The following is a 21,021-nucleotide window of genomic DNA, read 5'->3' as shown; positions in this document are numbered from 1 at the left end:
AAGGTGTCGAAAAAATATATAGCGTAACACCCTCGTATAATAATGGGAATATGGCCCATAAGTATCTACCCAATTACCGTAAATGATTGGACTATGAGGGGAAGTGGAAATGCCGGAAACGAATCGTTCGTTTCAAGGTATTTTACTGTGCCGATTTCAGCCCGGACAGACTGCTTTCTCTCATTTTATGAAAATTGGGGAAGTAACTGTTTTGGGCTTTTTATATTGGTAAACGAAGAGAATCGTAAGAGCCCTGGGAAAAATGCAGTTCAATTTTTCCTGGCTGCTTGCGCTAGACAAAGGAGAGAGAACATGAATCCGATTGTGGCGGTAATAATGGGGAGCAAATCAGATTGGGAAACGATGAAGCACACTTGTGAAATCCTTGACCAGCTAGAGGTTCCGTATGAAAAAAAGGTGGTTTCAGCCCACCGCACTCCAGATTTAATGTTTGATTTTGCAGAGAATGCTAGAGTAAGAGGAATTAAAGTGATTATCGCTGGTGCAGGTGGAGCGGCACATTTACCTGGTATGGTTGCAGCAAAGACAACTCTGCCAGTTATCGGGGTTCCTGTTCAATCAAAGGCATTGAATGGAATGGACTCATTATTGTCTATCGTGCAAATGCCAGCAGGTGTACCGGTGGCAACGGTGGCAATTGGTAAAGCAGGGGCAACCAATGCAGGGTTATTGGCAGCCCAAATTGTATCGATTACCGACTCGAAAATACAAGAACGATTAGAACAAGTCCGTTTGGAGTCTAAAATGACGGTAATAGAAAGTAGTGATCAACTTGTCTAATGAAGCTATTTTACCGGGTCAGACAATCGGAATAATTGGCGGCGGCCAGCTGGGAAGAATGATGGCCCTTTCCGCAAGAGCAATGGGTTATCGAATTGCTGTATTAGACCCTGTTGAAGATTCTCCTTGCGGTCAGGTGGCAGATTATAAGGTAATTGGTGACTATGATGATTTAGACGCGATAAGGAAGCTCGCTGAAGTAAGTGATGTCATTACGTATGAATTTGAAAATATCGATGCCCGAGCGTTAGAATGGCTATGTAATCAAGCTTATGTGCCACAAGGTAAGAACTTACTAGAAATTACTCAAGACCGCGTGAAAGAAAAAGCAGCAATTGCAAACGCTGGTGTCCAGGTGGCGCCATATGCGGTGATTAATTCCTTGAATGACCTTCATGAAAATTGTGAACAGCTTGGCTATCCCGTTGTATTGAAAACAGCGCGAGGCGGTTATGACGGCAAAGGGCAAGTAGTTCTTAAAAATAGTCAGGATATTGAAAAGGCTCAAGTCCTTCTTGAAAACGGACAATGTATCTTGGAAAAATGGATTTCTTTTACGAAAGAAATTTCAGTCATTATCGTTAGAAGTGCAAAAGGTGAAACAGCGGTATTCCCGGTTGGAGAAAATATTCATCAGGATAATATACTCCACCAAACCATTGCTCCAGCACGTATTAGTAAACAAGCGGAGGATAGGGCAATTCAATCTGCGATACAACTTGCTAATGCATTTGAGTTAGTGGGAACACTGGCGGTTGAAATGTTTTTAACAGCGGGGGATAACATTTACATAAATGAACTCGCTCCTAGACCGCATAATTCAGGGCATTATACGATAGAGGCATGTGAAACATCACAATTCGAACAGCATATCAGGGCTGTGTGTAACCTGCCCCTCGGTAAGACAGAGCTATTAAAGCCTGCCGTTATGGTAAATATATTAGGAGAGCATGTTCAAAACGTGTTAGATAAAGTAACAAACGTACGTGATTGGAAAGTTCATTTATATGGTAAAAGTGAGGCAAAATTCAAAAGAAAAATGGGGCATGTAACCATTCTTTGTGATTCTGTTGAGACTGCCATTGAAGAAGTTGAGAAAAGTTTGATTTGGGAAGATAAAAGTCTGGAGGCAAAAAGATGATTGATCGTTATACGAGACCTGAAATGGGTGCAATATGGACAGATGAAAACCGTTTTAATGCTTGGCTAGAGGTTGAAATCCTTGCATGTGAGGCATGGGCAGAGTTAGGCGAAATTCCGAAAGAGGACGTAAAGAAGCTTCGTGAAAATGCATCCTTTAATATTGAACGGATTAAAGAAATCGAAGAAGAAACAAGACATGATGTCGTTGCTTTTACGCGCGCAGTATCCGAGACATTAGGGGAAGAGCGCAAGTGGGTGCATTACGGATTAACTTCAACGGATGTGGTTGATACTGCACTTTCTTACTTACTAAAGCAAGCCAATGCGATTATCCGGAAAGACCTAGAAAACTTTATTGAAATCTTAAAGAACAAAGCAATCGAGCATAAATTTACTGTTATGATGGGACGTACGCACGGGGTGCACGCTGAACCAACTACATTTGGATTAAAGCTTGCTCTATGGTATGAAGAAATGAAACGTAACCTGGAACGATTCAATCAGGCGGCTGCTGGTGTGGAGTTTGGGAAGATTTCTGGAGCAGTTGGAACGTACGCGAATATCAACCCGTTTGTCGAACAATATGTGTGTGAAAAACTGGGTACCCAGCCTGCACCAATCTCAACTCAAACCTTGCAACGTGACCGTCACGCGCACTATATGGCCACTCTTGCATTGATTGCGACTTCGGTTGAAAAGTTTGCGGTTGAAGTTCGTGGATTGCAAAAAAGTGAAACTCGTGAAGTGGAAGAGTTTTTTGCAAAAGGTCAAAAAGGATCTTCGGCTATGCCTCATAAACGAAATCCAATTGGGTCTGAAAATATGACTGGTCTTGCTCGTGTAATTCGCGGCTATATGATGACAGCCTATGAAAATGTTCCCCTATGGCATGAGCGTGATATTTCACACTCTTCTGCAGAGCGAATCATTTTACCAGATGCAACGATTGCCTTGAACTACATGTTAAATCGATTTGGCAACATCATTAAAAACCTAACTGTTTATCCTGAAAACATGAAGCGTAACATGGACCGTACGCTAGGATTGATTTACTCACAACGTGTACTGCTTGCGTTGATTGATAAGGGATTATCGCGTGAAGAAGCTTACGATACCGTGCAGCCAAAAACAGCGGAATCATGGGATAATCAAGTGCCATTCCGAGGATTGGTTGAAGGAGATGCGAAGATTACCAGCCTGCTTTCGGCAGAAGAAATTGCAGACTGCTTCGATTACAACTACCACCTGCAGCATGTTGATACCATCTTTGATCGATTAGGGTTGAACGGCTAAGGGTATTAGTCATTCGTAAAGGCGATGAGTGACCGAAATCCAGTGAAAAATGAGAAAGTGGTCACTTATGAAGGTGATGAGTGACCAGAATCGATGAAAAACTGAAAAAGTGGTCACTCATGAAGGATATGAGTGACCGAAATTCAAGAAAAACTGAAAAATTGGTCACTAAAGGTGGCCAATATTACCTAGAAGATTCCCAATATTGCGAAATAGGAGTGATTCTTAATGAGAGAACTTCTCTATGAAGGAAAAGCGAAGCGGATTTTTAGAACAGAAGATGAACAAACTGTTTTAATTGAATATAAAGATTCGGCAACAGCCTTCAACGGGCAAAAGAAGGCAGATATAACGGGTAAAGGCCGTTTGAATAACGAAATTACTAGTTTGCTATTTTTAAAGCTTCAGGAACAGGGTATCCCATCGCATTTTATTAAGCGAATTTCTGAAACAGAACAGCTGGTAAAGAGGGTAACCATTATTCCGCTTGAAGTTGTCGTTCGCAATATCGCTGCAGGAAGTCTTTCCAAGCGATTAGGAATCGAAGAAGGTAAAGAGTTAACAAAGCCATTAGTTGAATTTTATTTAAAAAATGATGACCTTGGTGACCCATTGCTAACCACTGGCCATATCTACGAATTGAACATAGCAACAACAGAGGAACTAACCATCTTAAAAGAAAAAGCACTAAAAATTAATACAGTTTTATCAAGCTTTTTTAACGAATTAGGAATTAATCTTATAGACTTTAAACTTGAGTTTGGTAAAGACGCTGAAGGTAACATTTTATTAGCAGATGAGATTTCACCAGACACTTGTAGACTTTGGGATAAAAAGACAAATGAAAAGCTCGATAAGGATGTATTCCGTCGCGACCTAGGCAGTCTAACAGAAGCGTATGAAACCATTTTAGCCAGATTAGGGGGAAAACAGCATGTATAAAGTAAAGGTATATGTGACGTTAAGAGAAAGTGTACTAGATCCACAGGGGAAAGCAGTGACCCATTCACTTCAATCATTAAATTATCCGGAAGTATCTGATGTTCGAATCGGTAAATATATGGAACTAACTCTTGAAAAATCAGAACGTGACCTTGATGAAGTAATTAATGAGGTTTGCAGCAAATTGCTCGCTAATCCAGTTATTGAAGATTACCGTTATGAAGTAGAGGAGTGTGTTCCTCAGTGAAGTTTGCAGTCATCGTTTTTCCAGGGTCTAACTGTGACATCGATATGTACCATGCGATAAAGGATGAACTTGGTGAGCAGGTAGAATATGTATGGCATGACACAGAAAGTTTAGATGAGTTTGATGGAATCTTACTTCCTGGTGGTTTTTCATATGGTGATTATTTACGTACAGGTGCCATTGCTCGTTTTAGTAAGGTCATGCAAGCAGTTGTAAAAGCATCAGAAGCAGGGAAACCAATTCTAGGTGTCTGCAACGGATTTCAAATATTACTAGAAGCAGGATTGCTGCCTGGGGCTATGAGACGAAATGAAAGTCTTTCGTTTATCTGTAAACCAGTTGAATTAAAGGTAGTGAACAATCAGTCGATGTTTTCTAGCGCCTACGCGCAAGGAGAAACGATTTCGATCCCTGTCGCTCATGGTGAAGGAAACTACTACTGTGACGAAGAAACGCTCGCGAAGCTTAAAGAAAATAACCAAATCGTTTTTACTTACCAAGATAACCCGAACGGAAGCTTAGAAGATATAGCTGGAATTATCAATGAAAAAGGAAATGTACTTGGAATGATGCCTCACCCTGAAAGAGCCGTAGATGAGTTATTAGGCGGGGCAGATGGCTTGAAATTATTTCAATCGATTGTAAGAAGCTGGAGGGAAGCAAATGTTGTTAAAGCATGAACCAAGACCAGATCAAGTAAAGACAGAAAAACTTTATCAGCAAATGGGCTTATCCGATGAAGAATTTACGCTGATTGAAAATATCCTAGGGCGGACGCCGAACTACACTGAAACAGGCCTTTTCTCGGTTATGTGGTCAGAGCATTGCAGTTACAAGAATTCAAAGCCAGTCCTGAAAAAATTCCCGATTACAGGTGAAAGAGTCCTCCAAGGTCCTGGTGAAGGTGCTGGCATTGTTGATATCGGTGACAATCAAGCGGTTGTTTTTAAAATTGAAAGCCATAACCACCCTTCTGCCATTGAACCATACCAAGGTGCAGCAACGGGTGTAGGCGGCATTATCCGCGATATTTTCTCAATGGGAGCACGTCCTATTGCTCTATTAAACTCACTTCGTTTCGGTGAATTGGATTCAGCAAGGGTCCGTTACTTGTTTAAAGAAGTAGTTGCTGGAATTGCTGGGTACGGAAACTGTATTGGAATCCCAACTGTTGGCGGTGAAGTACAGTTTGAATCTAGCTATGACGGAAATCCTTTAGTTAATGCAATGTGTGTCGGCTTGATTGACCATAAAGACATTAAGAAGGGCTTAGCACAAGGTGTTGGCAATACCGTTATGTATGTTGGTGCCAAAACAGGACGTGATGGAATTCATGGCGCAACCTTTGCTTCTGAAGAATTAACCGAGCAATCCGATGAAAACCGTCCAGCCGTTCAGGTCGGCGATCCATTCATGGAAAAGCTTTTACTAGAAGCTTGTCTTGAGCTTATCCATTCCGATGCACTTGTAGGGATTCAGGATATGGGTGCAGCCGGATTAACAAGTTCTTCAGCGGAAATGGCAAGTAAAGCTGGTATGGGTATTGAAATGAACCTAGATCTTGTTCCACAGCGTGAAACAGGAATGACGGCTTATGAAATGATGCTTTCAGAATCCCAGGAACGTATGTTGATTGTTATTAAAAAGGGAAGAGAGCAAGAAATCAACGAACTATTCTCTAAGTACGATTTAGAGGCAGTGGCTATCGGTCATGTAACAGATGACAAGAAACTTAGGTTAATCCATAACGGAGAAGTGGTTGCGGATGTTCCGGTGGACTCTTTAGCAGAAGACGCTCCTGTCTATCATAAACCATCAAAAGTTCCTGCTTATTATCAGGAATTCCAGGCTATGGAGACGGATATTCCTCAGGTTAATGATCCAAAAGAAACGCTTCTACAGCTATTAAGTCAGCCGACGATAGCAAGTAAGGAATGGGTTTATCAGCAATATGACTATATGGTGCGCACCAATACAGTTGTGTCTCCAGGTTCTGATGCTGCAGTCGTCCGGATACGTGGTACGCGAAAAGCATTAGCGATGACGACAGATTGTAATTCACGCTATGTCTATTTAGACCCAGAAGTGGGCGGGAAAATTGCCGTAGCAGAAGCAGCACGTAATATTGTCTGCTCTGGTGCCGAACCATTAGCGATTACCGATAACCTTAACTTTGGAAATCCAGAAAAACCAGAAGTGTTCTGGCAGATTGAAAAAGCAGCAGATGGAATCAGTGAGGCTTGTACCGTTCTTGAAACTCCGGTAATTGGCGGTAACGTCTCTTTATATAACGAAACAAGTGGAACAGCGATTTACCCAACACCGGTAATTGGAATGGTGGGCTTGGTAACAGATCTTGATCATATTACGACTCAGAACTTTAAAACGAGTGGTGACCTTATTTACTTAGTTGGAGAAACAAAGCCTGAGTTTGGAGGCAGTGAGTTACAAAAACTGCAAAACGGACGGATTTTTGGTAAAGCGCCTGAACTGAATATTCAACTAGAAAAAGAAAGACAGAATCAAGTGTTAGCTGCAATTCGTGCAGGAGTTGTTCAATCGGCACATGACCTTTCTGAAGGTGGTCTAGGTGTTGCGGTCGCTGAAAGTCTTTTTGGCCAAGAACAGCTAGGTGCAGCCATCACAATTGATGGCAACCCAGTTACTGCATTATTTAGTGAAACACAATCCCGTTTCCTCTTAACGGTGAAAAAGGAACACCAACAAGAGTTTGAAAGCTTAGTAGCTGCTAAACAGATTGGTGAAGTAAATAATACTGCGACATTAAAAGTCACAGCTGAAAATAATATCGTTTTAGAAGCTTCTGTAAACCAATTGAAGGACGCCTGGAAAGGAGCTATCCCATGCTTGCTGAAATCAAGGGATTAAATGAAGAGTGCGGAGTTTTTGGGGTCTGGGGACATCCAGACTCTGCACAGCTTACCTATTACGGACTCCATAGCCTGCAGCACCGCGGTCAAGAGGGTACAGGGATTGTCGTATCTAACGGAGAGAAGCTTAGAGTTGTAAAAGGTGAAGGCTTAGTTTCAGAGATTTTTACAGCAAAAGTGATGGAAGAATTAAAGGGAACCTCTGCGATTGGGCATGTTCGATATGCAACAGCTGGAGGCGGCGGATATGAGAATGTCCAGCCTTTGTTGTTCCATTCCCAAACTGGAAGCCTTGCTCTTGCTCATAATGGTAATCTTGTAAATGCTAATTCCCTTAAACATCAACTCGAAACACAGGGAAGTATTTTTCAAACAAGCTCTGACACGGAAGTTTTAGCTCATTTAATAAGAAGAAGCGGATTCTCCCAATTAAAAGATCAGGTGAAAAATGCACTTTCGATGCTAAAAGGGGCGTATGCTTATTTGATTCTAACAGAGAATGAGCTAATGGTTGCCCTTGATCCTCATGGATTAAGACCACTTTCACTTGGCTGTCTTGGAGATGCTTATGTGGTTGCTTCGGAAACCTGTGCGTTTGATGTTGTTGGAGCTGAATACATCCGTGATATCAGACCTGGAGAATTATTAATCATCAATGAAGAGGGAATAACCTCAGAACAATTTGCGTTCAATTCAACTAAGTCGATTTGTACAATGGAGTATGTTTATTTTTCAAGACCTGATAGCAATATCCAGGGAATCAATGTTCATACAGCCCGTAAAAATATGGGGAAAAGATTGGCTGTAGAAGCACCAATTGAAGCCGATGTAGTAACGGGAGTTCCAGATTCCAGTATTTCAGCAGCAATCGGTTATGCAGAAGCGGCAGGTATTCCTTATGAGATGGGATTAATTAAAAATAAATATGTAGGCAGAACCTTCATTCAGCCAACCCAATCATTACGGGAGCAAGGTGTAAAGATGAAGTTGTCTGCGGTTCGTGGTGTTGTGGAAGGAAAACGTGTCGTTATGGTTGATGACTCTATCGTACGAGGAACGACGAGCAGACGAATTGTAAATCTGCTAAAAGAGGCAGGAGCGACAGAGGTACACGTTGTAATCAGTTCCCCTCCGATTAAAAACCCTTGTTTCTATGGGATTGATACCTCTTCGAAGGAAGAATTGATAGCTTCAGATAAATCAGTTGAGGAAATTAGACAGTTGATTGGTGCGGATTCCTTAACGTTCCTAAGTAAAGAGGGAATGGTAGGAGCAATCATGAAAACCGAAGGAACGAATGGCTTCTGTCTTGGCTGCTTTACTGGAGACTATCCAACTGAAATTTATCCAGATACACTCCAATATTATTATCAGAAATAGGGGGGACCATCATGGCGAATGCTTATACACAGGCAGGCGTAAACATTGAAGCAGGCTATGAGGCTGTTGAAAGAATGAAAAAGCATGTACAAAAAACAGCCCGAGCAGGTGTATTAGGGAGTCTTGGCGGGTTCGGCGGGATGTTTGACCTGTCAGCACTTAACTTAAAAGAGCCTGTTCTTGTATCCGGAACGGACGGAGTGGGTACGAAGTTGATGATTGCCTTTTGGCTGGATCAGCATGATACAATCGGTATTGATGCTGTCGCGATGTGCGTCAATGATATTGTGGTCCAAGGGGCAGAGCCTTTGTTCTTTTTAGATTACATTGCCTGTGGAAAGGCAGATCCTGAAAAGATTGAGGCAATTGTAAAAGGAATTGCGGACGGTTGTGAGCAGGCAGGCTGTGCCCTTATCGGCGGAGAAACAGCAGAAATGCCAGGATTATATAGTGAAAATGAGTACGACTTAGCGGGGTTTACGGTTGGGGCTTGTGAAAAATCCCAATTGATCACAGGAGAATCCATTAAGCCTGGAGATGTGCTAATCGGATTGGCGTCAAGTGGAATTCACAGCAATGGTTATTCACTAGTAAGAAAGGTGTTTAATAATTGGGCATTAACGGAATATGTTGACGAACTCGGCTGCAGCTTGGGAGAAGAGTTAATAAAACCAACCAAAATTTATGTGAAACCGGTTCTGTCCACTCTAAAGAAATTCGATATAAAAGGTATGGCCCATATTACTGGCGGCGGTTTTATTGAGAATATACCCCGGATGCTCCCTAAGGGACTTGGAGCAGCGATTTATGAAAAAAGCTGGGAGATCCCACCGATTTTTAATTTAATCACTACGGTTGGCCAAATTGAACCGCAGGAAATGTATAATATTTTTAATATGGGTATCGGCATGGTGATGGCTGTTGATAAAGATATCGCTGCAGATGTGATGGATTATTTAAAAAAGTGCGGAGAAACTGCCTATGAAATCGGGGTTGTAACGGCAGAAGAAGGCATTACTTTCGGTGGTCGTCGATGAAAAAAATTGCTGTTTTTGCCTCAGGATCTGGAAGCAATTTTCAAGCGATTATGGATGTAGTGAAAAGAGGAGAGCTTAAGGCAGACATTGCCCTCCTCGTTTGTGACAAACCTGGAGCCTATGCTGTTGAGAGAGCTAACATCGCCCATATTCCAAGCTTTTCCTTTAATCCAAAGGAATATAGCTCCAAAGAAGCTTATGAAAAAGCCATTTTGGAGAAATTAACAAGTTATGGTGTAGAATTTATCGTACTGGCAGGATTTATGAGGCTAATTGGCCCAACATTGCTTGGGGAGTATGCAGGAAGAATTGTTAATATTCATCCTTCGATTCTTCCTGCCTTTCCTGGTAAAGACGCGATTGGTCAGGCATTAGCTGCAAAAGCGAAATGGAGTGGAGTTACCATCCATTATGTTGATGAAGGTATGGATACGGGGCCCATCATTGTCCAGGAACGTGTCCGCCTAAGTGAAAAGGAAACAAGAGAGAGTCTGCAAAGGAAAATTCAAAATATCGAGCATAAGCTTTATCCATCTATCTTGCAAATGCTGTTAACGAGAGGGGAAGTTAAAAGTGACGAAAAAGCGCGCACTTATTAGTGTTTCTGATAAAAATGGTATTTCTGATTTTGCTAAAGAGTTAGTCAGCTTAGGTTTTGAAATTATATCAACGGGCGGAACGAAAAAAGCACTTCAAGAGCAGGGAATTCCAGTTCTTAGTGTAAGTGAAGTTACCGGCTTTCCAGAAATATTAGAAGGACGTGTAAAAACGTTAAATCCATTCATTCATGGGGGCTTACTTGCCAAACATGATGACGAACAACACCAAAAGCAGCTTGAAGAACATAACATCGATCCTATTCAAATTGTTTGTGTGAACCTTTATCCTTTTCAACAAACCATTGCAAAGACAGATGTAACAACAGAGGACGCGATTGAAAACATTGATATCGGTGGTCCTACAATGTTACGTGCTTCAGCAAAAAATCATCAATATGTAACAGTGCTGGTTGATCCTGCTGATTATAAAACGGTGATTGAGGAATTAAAAGCAGATGGTAAAACGACGCTAGAAACACGCAGAAAGCTAGCGGCAAAGGTTTTCCGTCACACAGCAGCATATGACGCATTAATTGCTGAATACATGACAGAGCTTGCACAGGAAGAAACACCTGAAACATTAACGGTTACATATGAGTTAAAGCAGTCACTTCGGTACGGAGAAAATCCTCATCAAAAAGCGGCTTTTTATAAAAAACCACTTGGTTCTACCTTCTCCATTGCAAACGCGGAGCAGCTTCACGGTAAAGAGCTTTCTTATAATAATATTAACGATGCGGACGCAGCCTTGCAGATTGTAAAAGAATTTTCCGAACCTGCAGCAGTTGCCGTGAAACATATGAATCCTTGTGGTATTGGTACAGGGACGAACAGTTTTACAGCGTTTGAAAAAGCATTCGCAGCAGACCCCGTTTCTATTTTTGGTGGAATTATTGCCTTTAACAGCGAAGTGGATGCCCAGACAGCTGGAAAACTTCATCAGATATTTTTAGAAATTATTATTGCACCATCTTTCACAGAAGAAGCATTATCAATTTTAACAGCGAAAAAGAATCTTCGTTTATTAACGATTCCATTTTCAGATGCTAAAAAGCCAGAGATGAAGTTGACTACGATTGAAGGTGGATTGCTTGCTCAAGAGCAGGATTGCTATACATTAGAGAATGCAACACTATCTGTGCCAACGAAAAGACAGCCAACGGAACAGGAATGGGCAGCATTAAAGCTTGGCTGGAAGGTTGTCAAACATGTGAAATCCAATGCGATTGTTGTAACAAAAGAGGATATGACAATTGGAATTGGTGCGGGACAAATGAACAGAGTGGGTGCCGCTGAGATTGCGTTAAAACAAGCAGGAGAAAAAGCAACAGGTGCAGCACTGGCCTCAGATGCCTTTTTCCCAATGGATGATACCGTGGAAGCAGCAGCAAAAGCGGGAATTACGGCGATCATTCAGCCAGGCGGTTCGATTCGCGACGAGGATTCCATCAAGAAAGCGGATGAGTATGGAATTGCTATGGTCTTTACCGGAGTTAGACATTTTAAACATTAATATGAGGTGAAATGGATGAAGGTTCTAATCATTGGTCGAGGCGGAAGAGAACATGCACTGTGCCGAAAAGTAAGTGAAAGCACACTTGTAGAAAAAGTATTTGTGGCTCCTGGTAATCACGGGATGGAAGACGTTGCAGAACGTATTCTAATTGATGAAAGTAATCATGAGCAACTTATTCAATTTGCGACCGAGCAGGGAATTGGTCTAACGATTATCGGACCAGAAGTGCCTTTGCTAGAAGGTTTAGCAGATAAATTTGAAGCCGAAGGTCTAGCTGTGTTTGGACCGCGAAGATTGGCAGCAGAAATCGAAGGAAGCAAATCGTTCGCAAAGGAAATCATGAGGAAATATGAAATTCCTACTGCTGAGTATGCTGTATTCACCAATTTTGAGGAAGCAAAGAAATATATTGAAGAAAAAGGTGCTCCCATCGTCATTAAAGCGGATGGATTAGCAGCTGGAAAAGGCGTAACCGTTGCCTTAACATTGGAAGAAGCATTACAGAGTACAGAAGAAATGCTTGTTGGCCAAAAATTTGGTGAAGCTTCCAGTCGGGTGGTTATTGAGGAGTTTTTGGATGGTGAGGAATTTTCGCTCATGGCATTTGTAAATGGGGAAGTTGTTATCCCATTAGAAATTGCCCAAGACCATAAACGTGCTTTTGACGGTGATAAGGGTCCGAATACAGGAGGAATGGGTGCATATTCTCCTGTACCTCATATTGCGGATGAGATTGTCGGAACGGCAATTGAAACCATCCTTAAGCCTGCAGCGAAAGCAATGGTTCAAGAGGGAAGAAGTTTTTGTGGAATCCTATATGCAGGTTTGATTGCGAGTGATAAAGGTCCCAAGGTAATTGAGTTTAATGCGCGGTTTGGAGATCCGGAAACACAAGTAATTTTACCAAGGTTAAAATCTGATTTAGTTCAGACCATTTTAGATGTCTTAGCTGACGGCACTCCAGAGTTAGAATGGGATGAACAATCAATGGTGGGTGTTGTTGTTGCAGCAAAAGGGTACCCAGAGCAATATGAAAAGGGAGCTGTCCTATCAGGATTAGCGGACTTTTCGAAAGAAGTCTATACCTTCCATGCAGGCACAAATAAAAACCAATTAGGTGAATTTGAAACTGCTGGAGGCAGAGTTCTCCTAGTTGGCGCAAAAGCTGAAAGTTTGAAGGAAGCACAGGATTCTGTCTACCGTGAGCTTGATAAATTAATATGTGACGGTGTTTTCTATCGAAAGGATATCGGCTCGAAGGCTATCGGGCGCGTCGTCGGTTAGAGCGGCGGATAAACACATATAAAAGAGCGACAATACCACCGATTAAGCTGATAAGGACGAAGGACATATCTAGTATATATTCCCAAAACATTGTAAATTACCTCCCTTTCACGGGCTGACCAATTAAGGTCAGCCCGTTTATTGATTTTAGTTTAGTCTTGGCTGGCTAATTGTTACTGTGGCTTTCGAAGCATCGATAAAAGGGGCACGATTAGCAGGGAATCGTTCCCATTATTCTCGAAAATCCTAGGTAAAGGGTATGATAAGTGGAGAATTGTTCCCCTATGCCCCAAAAATTCGAGGTGAAGGGTATGATATCCCAAGATATCGTTACTGTAAACCCAAAAAACTAAGCGAGGGCACGATGCCCAATGGATATTCCCCGAGTTCCTTTAATATCGGAGATAAAGGGAACGATTCCTCCACTATTTAGGTTGGATTATAAGGTAGAACTTGATCAACATCGCCAGTATGTGTCCCATCACCAAGTGCCAATGGTGTTTGCTGCTCCATTTCCTGATATCTTTCAAACAAGGCCGTTACTGGGCAAAATCGTACAATTCCCTCAGCAACCTTCATCGCTCCACAAATGGCAATAAACAAATACGAGTCTCTCCACGGAAACTTCACCATTTTTGCCGTACTCCAAGATAGAAGTGTAAGCCCGATTGTAATCCTAATTAATGCATTTAATATCCCAATATTTTTAGTAACGTTCACATTGTTCACTCCTTCACAATATTTTTACAGGAAATATCCATTTCTTTAATGCGTTAAACAATAAAATATGGTAGTATAGAGTAAAATCATTTTTGTAAGGGCTTTCTTTATTGATAAATCAATATTTATACTAGATAGATAGCTTCTGAGAAAGGGAGGGGTATCGTATGCTCGAACAACGTTATCGATGGAAAAATAAACATTTACGCATGCATGTATCCGTTTTAGATGGAAAAACTTCACCAACCATTTTGTTAAAAAATGCCTTGTATTTAAATCAAACATTTCGCCAGTGGATGCGCGCGAATATTTGGATATACGAAGATCGGATAGTATATATCGGCGAAAATTTGCCGCCACAGATGGAAAATTGTGAAATTATTGACTGCACAAATGAAATACTTGTTCCAGGATATATCGAGCCGCATGCCCATCCTTATCAATTATATAATCCCCATACTCTTGCGGCATATGCATCTCAGTTTGGAACAACGACGATCATCAATGACAATATGTCTTTGGTTATGAATTTGAAGAAAAAGGAAGCGTTTTCATTATTAAAAGACTTACGGTCGATTCCAACAACTATGTTCTGGTGGTGCCGTTTTGATGCACAAACTGAAATTTTAAATGAAGAAGATGTTTTTTCACATAGCAACATTAAGTCGTGGTTAGAGCATGATGCTGTTCTACAAGGCGGGGAATTAACGGGATGGCCTAAGCTGTTAGACGGCGATGACATGATGCTTCATTGGATTCAAGAGGCAAAACGGATGCGCAAAAAGATTGAGGGCCATTTTCCAGGTGCCTCGGAGAAAACATTAGCAAAAATGATGCTGTTAGGTGCAGATAGTGATCATGAAGCAATGACAGGTGAAGAAGTATATAACCGCTTAATGCAGGGATATATGGTTTCATTAAGATATTCTTCCATTCGTCCGGACCTGCCAGACTTACTCGACGATATGAAACGATTAGGAATTCAAGCCTATGATCGTTTAATGTTTAACACTGATGGCTCAACATCGACTTTTTATGAGCAAGGTATTACCGACCAAATGATTCGGATTGCGATTGAAAAAGGGGTACCGGTGATTGATGCGTATAATATGGCAACCGTAAATATCGCAAGGTATTACAACATTGACCATCTGCATGGGAATATTGCAACGGGCCGGGTAGCAAATATTAACTTCTTATCGAGTATTGAAGATCCAACACCTCATTCCGTGCTGGCAAAAGGTCAATGGGTAAAACGTGATGGAGAAGTGATCGATGCCTACCACTCCATTAATTGGGATGAATACGGTCTGAAGCCAATGGAACTAGACTGGAATTTAAGTATAGACGACTTACAGTTTTCTATGCCATTTGGGATCAAAATGGAGAACTCGGTTATTACAAAACCGTATTCCATTGCGATTGATGCTTCAAGTGATGAGCTGTCAACTGACCATGATGAATGCTTCTTCACACTTCTAGATCGGAATGGCCAGTGGAGGATTAATACGTTATTAAAAGGTTTTGCAACAAATCTTTCAGCACTAGCTAGTTCATTTTCTAATACAGGAGATATTATTTTAATCGGAAAAAATAAACGTGATATGCTTGCCGCCTTTGATAGAATGAAGGAATTAGGCGGTGGAATTGTCATGGTTGAGGAAGAAAAAGTGGTATGTGAGGTACCGTTAAGGCTTAACGGAATTATGTCAAACCTTCCAATTAAGGAATTAATAAATGAGGAAAAGAAATTGCTTGTTGAATTAAGGGACCGTGGATATTCCTTCTCAGATCCTGTTTACAGTTTATTATTCTTTTCTGCTACTCATTTACCGTATATCCGAATTACTCAACAAGGAATGTACGATGTAATGAACAAAACTGTTCTCTTTCCGTCGATAATGCGTTAAAATGTAAAAGTAAATTAATTGGATAAAAACAACAAAATTTATACTTTCCGTTGTAAAGTATTAGGAGTGTTTTTTTAAGATGAATAAATGGGCTGTTGCAGTAACAGCAGCTCTTTTACTGCTTGTTGGCTGCAGTGATAAAGAAAAGGTTAGTGGACCAAAGGAGCCAGTAAAAGAAGTTGAAGAAGTGGTACAAGAAGAGATTGAGAATGAGATACCCTACCACTATCCATTAACGGGTGTAGGTTCAGAAACAATGACAGATGGAAGAGCAGTGGCGGTTATGGTTAATAATCATCCAAAGGCTAGGCCGCAATCCGGTTTAGATAAAGCCGATATTGTTTATGAAATACTTGCCGAGGGTGATGTTACACGGTTTCTTGCAGTTTTCCAAAGTGAAAAACCAGAAAATATTGGACCAGTACGTAGTGCAAGGGACTATTACATTGAGTTGGCTAAGGGTCTAGACGCTCTATTTATCGCTCATGGCTATAGTGCAGAGGCACAGAAAATGCTTGAAAACGATTATGTAGATAACCTTAATGGGATGGTTTATGATGGTACTTTGTTTAAAAGGGCTAAATTCCGGGATGCGCCTCATAATTCCTATATTAGCTATGAAAATGTTTTAAAAGGTGCCAAGGAAAAGAAATACGAAATGGAACAGTCTCCACCTGAATTTCGGTTTTTATCAGAGGATGAAAGTAAATCCGTTACGGGGGATGAAGCGAAATCAGTTATGATTTCTTATTCAAATAGTGCGATTTTCGACTCCACTTATGAATACGACGGCTCAGTTGGAAAATACAAGCGTTACTCTAATGGGGAGCAAACCATTGATCATGAGACGAATGAACCCATTCTGTTAGATAATCTGTTTATTATCGAGACGACTCATCAAGTTATTGATAATGTGGGTCATAAGGAAATTGATTTTGAATCAGGGGGATCTGGCTACTTATTGCAAAAAGGTAAGGTTATAGAAGTCGAATGGAAAAATGATAACGGTTTAATTGTTCCAGTGAAGGATGGAAAAGTTGTACCATTTGTTCAGGGAAAGACTTGGGTTAATGTGGTACCGACGAATCCTGGACTTCAAACAAGCGTTTCATTTAATGTAAAATAATACTTTAACTAATAAGGGGTAAAACATATGCAAATTAATAAACTGCGCGGGAAAGAGCTTGATCAGTTATTTCAAGCTGTACTCTCATTGAAAGACCTTGAAGAATGCTATCGCTTCTTTGATGATTTATGTACAATTAATGAAATTCAATCACTTGCACAGCGATTAGATGTAGCTAGAATGCTTCGTGAAGGAAATACGTATCATAAAATTGAGACAGAAACAGGTGCTAGTACAGCAACGATTTCACGTGTAAAACGTTGTTTGAACTTTGGTAATGATACGTATGAAATGGTATTAGAACGTGTTAAAAATGAACAAACAACTGAAGAGAAATAACCAAAGCAGAATTATTAATAGACACAAGAATTGACGTATGAATTGGCATACGTCTTTTTCTTTATTATCAAAATTTCATACCTTTGGCTATGGGGAATCAGGTTAACCACCCTAGTTGATAAATAGACGGAAGAATTCCGCTTAATTAGTAAATATCATTAAAAATGGCTTAAATAGACGGAAGAATTCCGCTTAATTAGTAAATATCATTAAAAATAGCTTAAATAGACGGAGAAACTCCGCCTATTTACTCAAAAAAGTCAAAATTATGAGATTTTGCTTTGCATAAGCGGAAAAGCTCCGCTTATATACCCCAAAACGAACTCCATTCTGTATCTTAACCGGAAAACCTCCGCTTATTTTATTTTTGCTGGTTACTCGAAATAAGGTTTTGTATTCTTATAAAGAAAACTCGCTAATTATCGCGAGTTTTTACTTTTTTATATACCAATAACGTTGCCATTAAGACTGTCATTTCAGCACGTATTTTAAGAAAATAACTAAAAACTGAAAGAGACTGCTCATCGGTTTTTAATGTTTTAGCGCATAGGGACTTGGTTGCATAAGCCCCGAATGGATTGGCAGCGCATTGGTTAAAGTTTCTATTGATTGAATTACTGTTTTGTTTTTTTCTCGATTGCGCTAATGCTATAATGGTGTAATGTAAGATGAATGGGAGGATCTTGGGATGTATGATTTTCGCGAGTGGCGCCATGTGTTTAAACTCGATCCAAATAAAGAGATACCGGATGATAAGTTAGAGAAAATATGTGAATCCGGAACAGATGCGGTTATAGTTGGAGGAAGTGATGGGGTAACCTTGGAAAAGGTCCTCGATCTCATGGCAAGAATTCGCCGCTATACCGTTCCTTGTGTCCTCGAAGTTTCAAGCATTGAAATGGTGACCCCTGGTTTTGACCTTTATTTTATTCCGACAATCTTAAATAGCAATGATACTAAGTGGATAACCGGGCTTCATCATCAGGCTGTAAAAGAATTTGGTGAGATTATGGATTGGGAAGAGATCGTCATGGAAGGCTACTGCATATTGAATGAGGAATGCAAAGCTGCCAAACTGACTTCTGCCATGACCACAGCTTCAATAGAGGAAGTAAAAGCATATGCGATGATGGCGGAGAAGATGTTCCATTTACCAGTCTTTTATCTTGAATACAGTGGTAAATTTGGCGACCCGCATGTAGTATCTGAAGTTAAAAAGGTACTTGAGAAAACAGTCCTATTTTATGGCGGGGGAATTTCATCCGTTGATCAAGCCGCAGAAATGGCTAAGCATGCGGATGTCATTGTGGTCGGAAATGCCATTTATGATCAGTTTGAACAGGCATTAGCCACAGTAAAGAGTGTACGATGAAAATTTGCTAAAATTGATATAAAGAGTTAAAATAAGAACAAATGTTTGGTATGGTGGTGAAGGGATGCAATATTTAACTGACAAGCTTTTAAACGGTTTAAACCCAGAACAGCAAAGTGCCGTGAAAGCAACGGACGGTCCGCTTTTACTAATGGCCGGTGCTGGAAGTGGAAAAACTAGAGTATTAACGCACCGAATTGCTTATTTAATTGTAGAAAAACGTGTGAATCCATATAACATTTTAGCGATTACTTTTACAAATAAAGCATCTCGCGAAATGAGAGAGCGAATTGGGAAAATGATGGGCGGCGCGGCAGAGGAAATTTGGATTTCTACTTTCCACTCGATGTGTGTAAGAATCTTGCGCAGGGACATCGACAGAATGGGCTATAACCGCAACTTTACGATTTTAGATACAGGTGATCAACAATCGGTGGTGAAAGGAATTCTTAAAGATAAGAACCTTGATCCGAAAAAATATGATCCACGCGCCATTTTAGGTGCGATTAGCTCAGCAAAAAATGAATTAATTGATCCAGAAGAGTATGCAAAAACAGCTGGCGGCTATTTTGAACAAACAGTCAGCGATGTATATACTGAATATCAGAAAAGGTTACGGAAGAATCAAGCGCTCGATTTCGATGACTTGATTATGATGACGATTCAATTGTTCCAACGTGTTCCTGAAGTACTTGATTATTATCAACGGAAGTTCCAGTATATTCATGTTGATGAATATCAGGATACAAACAGAGCACAGTATATGCTCGTAAAATTTCTTGCGAATCGCTTTAAGAATCTATGCGTTGTTGGGGATTCCGACCAGTCGATCTATCGCTGGCGTGGAGCAGATATTGCCAATATTCTCTCGTTTGAAAAGGATTATCCAAATGCGACAGTTATTCTTTTAGAGCAAAACTATCGCTCTACAAAAAGAATACTGCTTGCAGCAAATAAGGTCATCGAAAATAATGTAACCCGCAAGGCAAAGAATCTTTGGACGGAAAACCCAGAAGGAAACAAACTTGTTTACTATCGTGCAGATAGTGAGCAGGGGGAAGCGCAGTTTGTTGCTGGTAAAATAAAAGAATTAACACGCGATGGCAGATATAAAAATTCAGATGTTGCAATCCTTTACCGGACGAATGCTCAGTCCCGTGTAATGGAGGAAGTGCTGTTAAAATCAAATATTGAATATAGCATTGTCGGCGGAACGAAGTTCTATGATAGAAAAGAAATCAAGGACATGCTAGCGTATTTGAGGCTCATTTCGAATCCAGATGATGACATCAGCTTGCAGCGCATTATCAACGTACCAAAACGCGGAATTGGCTCAAGTTCAGTTGATAAAATGGCCAATTTTGCGGCCATGCATGATATTTCTATTTTTCAAGCACTAGACTCAGTTGAACTTTTAGGATTAAGTCCGAAAATCACCAAAGGGGCTAGAGAATTTAGAGATTTAATTAAAAACTATACTCAAATGCAGGAATTCCTTTCGGTCACAGAACTGGTTGAGGATATTTTAGATAAGTCTGGTTACCGTGAAATGCTTAAGGCAGAGAAGTCCATTGAAGCCCAAAGCAGACTGGAAAACTTAGATGAATTATTATCTGTAACCAAGAACTTTGAAGAAGTGAATGAAGATAAGAGTTTAGTTGCTTTCTTAACAGATTTAGCTCTTGTTGCCGATATTGACTCATTGGATGATGATGGTGAAAAGACGGATTCTATTACTCTTATGACATTGCACTCTGCCAAAGGCTTAGAATTTCCAGTTGTCTTTCTAATTGGATTGGAGGAGGGTGTATTCCCTCACAGTCGTTCATTAATGGAAGAAGCTGAGATGGAAGAAGAACGACGCTTGGCATATGTAGGTATTACTCGGGCCGAGCAAACTCTATTCATCACAAATGCTCAGATGAGAACGTTGTATGGGCGTACCAGCATGAATCCTGCATCCCGTTTTATCAGTGAAATTCCGGAAGACCTTTTAGAAGGCGTGGAAAAAGAGGAACGGAAGAGTACTCCGTTTGGATCAAGAGGGACATCTTTTGGAAGGAGTGTCACTCCTTCAACGGGAACTTCTTTCGGAAGGAGTGCCTCTGGTTCGACAGGAACCTCATTTGGTACCCCGGTAACTAGAAAACCGGTCATGAGACCTGTAGCCTCTTCCACTGGCGGGGATACCATCGGCTGGAGGGTCGGCGATAAAGCTGAACATGGTAAATGGGGCATTGGCACAGTGGTAAGTGTTAAAGGAGAAGGTGAAGGAACAGAGCTAGACATTGCATTTCCAAGTCCTACTGGCATCAAGCGCCTGCTAGCCAAATTCGCACCTATAACAAAAAAGGTATAAAAAAGAATTGCCCCTATCATGGGGCTATTCTCGTAGAATTTTACAATGAAAGGGCTGGATTT

At 40.7% G+C, this 21,021-nt stretch carries 20 protein-coding genes and 1 riboswitch; of the genes, 18 read left to right on the top strand and 2 right to left on the bottom strand.

Translation table 11 applies throughout. The features are described 5' to 3' along the window. The first annotated feature begins 12 nt into the window (after window positions 1-12). A riboswitch (purine riboswitch) is annotated at window positions 13-114 on the top strand. The 13 genes from QUG14_RS16610 (at window position 110) to purD (ending at window position 13,133) form a co-directional block, all read left to right on the top strand. Continuing rightward, entirely contained in the window at window positions 110-232 is a 123-nt protein-coding gene (locus QUG14_RS16610; RefSeq protein WP_289341629.1) for a hypothetical protein, read from the top strand. (Overlaps the previous riboswitch by 5 nt.) 80 nt (window positions 233-312) lie before the next feature. Then, window positions 313-801: a 5-(carboxyamino)imidazole ribonucleotide mutase gene (purE, locus tag QUG14_RS16605; protein ID WP_289341628.1), complete on the top strand. Its 489-nt coding sequence runs from the start codon at window positions 313-315 to the stop codon at window positions 799-801. After that, window positions 794-1,942: a 5-(carboxyamino)imidazole ribonucleotide synthase gene (gene purK, locus QUG14_RS16600; RefSeq protein WP_289341627.1), complete on the top strand. Its 1,149-nt coding sequence runs from the start codon at window positions 794-796 to the stop codon at window positions 1,940-1,942. Before purE ends, purK begins: the two co-directional genes overlap by 8 nt. Next, window positions 1,939-3,237, top strand: coding sequence for an adenylosuccinate lyase (gene purB / locus QUG14_RS16595; RefSeq protein ID WP_289341626.1), 1,299 nt, complete (start codon window positions 1,939-1,941; stop codon window positions 3,235-3,237). Before purK ends, purB begins: the two co-directional genes overlap by 4 nt. Before the next feature lie 228 nt (window positions 3,238-3,465). Next, window positions 3,466-4,179 (top strand): phosphoribosylaminoimidazolesuccinocarboxamide synthase, encoded by a 714-nt coding sequence (purC, locus tag QUG14_RS16590; RefSeq protein ID WP_289341625.1) that lies wholly within the window; start codon window positions 3,466-3,468, stop codon window positions 4,177-4,179. Next, complete coding sequence (gene purS, locus QUG14_RS16585) at window positions 4,172-4,426, top strand: phosphoribosylformylglycinamidine synthase subunit PurS (RefSeq protein WP_289341624.1); 255 nt, start codon at window positions 4,172-4,174, stop codon at window positions 4,424-4,426. The genes purC and purS overlap by 8 nt, the downstream gene beginning before the upstream one ends. After that, on the top strand, window positions 4,423-5,106 hold the full coding sequence (gene purQ, locus QUG14_RS16580) for a phosphoribosylformylglycinamidine synthase subunit PurQ (protein WP_289341623.1): 684 nt from the start codon (window positions 4,423-4,425) through the stop codon (window positions 5,104-5,106). Before purS ends, purQ begins: the two co-directional genes overlap by 4 nt. After that, entirely contained in the window at window positions 5,090-7,315 is a 2,226-nt protein-coding gene (gene purL, locus QUG14_RS16575) for a phosphoribosylformylglycinamidine synthase subunit PurL (protein ID WP_289341622.1), read from the top strand. The genes purQ and purL overlap by 17 nt, the downstream gene beginning before the upstream one ends. Further along, window positions 7,291-8,697, top strand: a complete 1,407-nt coding sequence (gene purF, locus QUG14_RS16570; protein ID WP_289341621.1) for an amidophosphoribosyltransferase — start codon at window positions 7,291-7,293, stop codon at window positions 8,695-8,697. Before purL ends, purF begins: the two co-directional genes overlap by 25 nt. An 11-nt stretch (window positions 8,698-8,708) precedes the next feature. Continuing rightward, entirely contained in the window at window positions 8,709-9,734 is a 1,026-nt protein-coding gene (gene purM / locus QUG14_RS16565; RefSeq protein WP_289341620.1) for a phosphoribosylformylglycinamidine cyclo-ligase, read from the top strand. Next, window positions 9,731-10,333 carry a phosphoribosylglycinamide formyltransferase gene (gene purN, locus QUG14_RS16560; RefSeq protein ID WP_289341619.1) on the top strand — a complete coding sequence of 201 codons (603 nt, stop codon included), beginning with the start codon at window positions 9,731-9,733 and terminating at the stop codon, window positions 10,331-10,333. The genes purM and purN overlap by 4 nt, the downstream gene beginning before the upstream one ends. Continuing rightward, entirely contained in the window at window positions 10,308-11,846 is a 1,539-nt protein-coding gene (purH, locus tag QUG14_RS16555; protein ID WP_289341618.1) for a bifunctional phosphoribosylaminoimidazolecarboxamide formyltransferase/IMP cyclohydrolase, read from the top strand. Before purN ends, purH begins: the two co-directional genes overlap by 26 nt. A 15-nt stretch (window positions 11,847-11,861) precedes the next feature. Continuing rightward, complete coding sequence (purD, locus tag QUG14_RS16550) at window positions 11,862-13,133, top strand: phosphoribosylamine--glycine ligase (protein ID WP_289341617.1); 1,272 nt, start codon at window positions 11,862-11,864, stop codon at window positions 13,131-13,133. On the opposite strand, the gene QUG14_RS29770 is transcribed toward purD, so the two are convergent. Together QUG14_RS29770 and QUG14_RS16545 are read right to left on the bottom strand one after the other, a co-directional pair. Next, entirely contained in the window at window positions 13,111-13,200 is a 90-nt protein-coding gene (locus QUG14_RS29770; protein WP_353961110.1) for an EYxxD motif small membrane protein, read from the bottom strand. The two genes, purD and QUG14_RS29770, sit on opposite strands and share 23 nt — an antisense overlap. Before the next feature lie 362 nt (window positions 13,201-13,562). Next, window positions 13,563-13,853, bottom strand: coding sequence for a YgaP family membrane protein (locus tag QUG14_RS16545; protein ID WP_289341616.1), 291 nt, complete (start codon window positions 13,851-13,853; stop codon window positions 13,563-13,565). 167 nt (window positions 13,854-14,020) lie between these two features. On the opposite strand from QUG14_RS16545, the gene QUG14_RS16540 reads away from it, so the two are divergent. The 5 genes from QUG14_RS16540 (at window position 14,021) to pcrA (ending at window position 20,959) form a co-directional block, all read left to right on the top strand. Beyond that, a complete protein-coding gene (locus QUG14_RS16540; protein WP_289341615.1) occupies window positions 14,021-15,763 on the top strand; it encodes an adenine deaminase C-terminal domain-containing protein in 1,743 nt (580 codons plus the stop codon). Window positions 15,764-15,842: 79 nt separating this feature from the next. Beyond that, the gene (locus tag QUG14_RS16535; RefSeq protein WP_289341614.1) at window positions 15,843-16,889 is read left to right on the top strand and encodes a DUF3048 domain-containing protein; all 1,047 of its coding nucleotides are present in this window, start codon (window positions 15,843-15,845) and stop codon (window positions 16,887-16,889) included. Window positions 16,890-16,916: 27 nt separating this feature from the next. Next, complete coding sequence (locus tag QUG14_RS16530; protein ID WP_289341613.1) at window positions 16,917-17,228, top strand: YerC/YecD family TrpR-related protein; 312 nt, start codon at window positions 16,917-16,919, stop codon at window positions 17,226-17,228. A gap of 688 nt (window positions 17,229-17,916) precedes the next feature. Beyond that, window positions 17,917-18,600 (top strand): heptaprenylglyceryl phosphate synthase, encoded by a 684-nt coding sequence (gene pcrB / locus QUG14_RS16525; RefSeq protein ID WP_289341612.1) that lies wholly within the window; start codon window positions 17,917-17,919, stop codon window positions 18,598-18,600. Between the two features lie 64 nt (window positions 18,601-18,664). Next, the gene (gene pcrA, locus QUG14_RS16520; protein ID WP_289341611.1) at window positions 18,665-20,959 is read left to right on the top strand and encodes a DNA helicase PcrA; all 2,295 of its coding nucleotides are present in this window, start codon (window positions 18,665-18,667) and stop codon (window positions 20,957-20,959) included. The last annotated feature ends 62 nt before the right edge of the window (window positions 20,960-21,021 follow it).

It is taken from the genome of Neobacillus sp. CF12 (genome assembly GCF_030348765.1).
Taxonomy (GTDB): Bacteria; Bacillota; Bacilli; order Bacillales; family Cytobacillaceae; genus Neobacillus.
Note: the sequence above shows the minus strand (reverse complement) of the source record. Positions and strands in the feature narration are given on the sequence as shown.

What these genes read in the sequence shown, in the direction of transcription:
- pcrB (WP_289341612.1), top strand. Translation starts at nt 17,917, where the DNA reads ATGTATGATTTTCGCGAGTGGCGCCATGTGTTTAAACTCGATCCAAAT.
- QUG14_RS16610 (WP_289341629.1), top strand. Translation starts at nt 110, where the DNA reads ATGCCGGAAACGAATCGTTCGTTTCAAGGTATTTTACTGTGCCGATTT.
- purS (WP_289341624.1), top strand. Translation starts at nt 4,172, where the DNA reads ATGTATAAAGTAAAGGTATATGTGACGTTAAGAGAAAGTGTACTAGAT.
- purE (WP_289341628.1), top strand. Translation starts at nt 313, where the DNA reads ATGAATCCGATTGTGGCGGTAATAATGGGGAGCAAATCAGATTGGGAA.
- QUG14_RS16530 (WP_289341613.1), top strand. Translation starts at nt 16,917, where the DNA reads ATGCAAATTAATAAACTGCGCGGGAAAGAGCTTGATCAGTTATTTCAA.
- purF (WP_289341621.1), top strand. Translation starts at nt 7,291, where the DNA reads ATGCTTGCTGAAATCAAGGGATTAAATGAAGAGTGCGGAGTTTTTGGG.
- purC (WP_289341625.1), top strand. Translation starts at nt 3,466, where the DNA reads ATGAGAGAACTTCTCTATGAAGGAAAAGCGAAGCGGATTTTTAGAACA.
- purB (WP_289341626.1), top strand. Translation starts at nt 1,939, where the DNA reads ATGATTGATCGTTATACGAGACCTGAAATGGGTGCAATATGGACAGAT.
- QUG14_RS16540 (WP_289341615.1), top strand. Translation starts at nt 14,021, where the DNA reads ATGCTCGAACAACGTTATCGATGGAAAAATAAACATTTACGCATGCAT.
- purM (WP_289341620.1), top strand. Translation starts at nt 8,709, where the DNA reads ATGGCGAATGCTTATACACAGGCAGGCGTAAACATTGAAGCAGGCTAT.
- QUG14_RS29770 (WP_353961110.1), bottom strand. Translation starts at nt 13,200, where the DNA reads ATGTCCTTCGTCCTTATCAGCTTAATCGGTGGTATTGTCGCTCTTTTA.
- purL (WP_289341622.1), top strand. Translation starts at nt 5,090, where the DNA reads ATGTTGTTAAAGCATGAACCAAGACCAGATCAAGTAAAGACAGAAAAA.
- purN (WP_289341619.1), top strand. Translation starts at nt 9,731, where the DNA reads ATGAAAAAAATTGCTGTTTTTGCCTCAGGATCTGGAAGCAATTTTCAA.
- purD (WP_289341617.1), top strand. Translation starts at nt 11,862, where the DNA reads ATGAAGGTTCTAATCATTGGTCGAGGCGGAAGAGAACATGCACTGTGC.
- QUG14_RS16535 (WP_289341614.1), top strand. Translation starts at nt 15,843, where the DNA reads ATGAATAAATGGGCTGTTGCAGTAACAGCAGCTCTTTTACTGCTTGTT.
- pcrA (WP_289341611.1), top strand. Translation starts at nt 18,665, where the DNA reads ATGCAATATTTAACTGACAAGCTTTTAAACGGTTTAAACCCAGAACAG.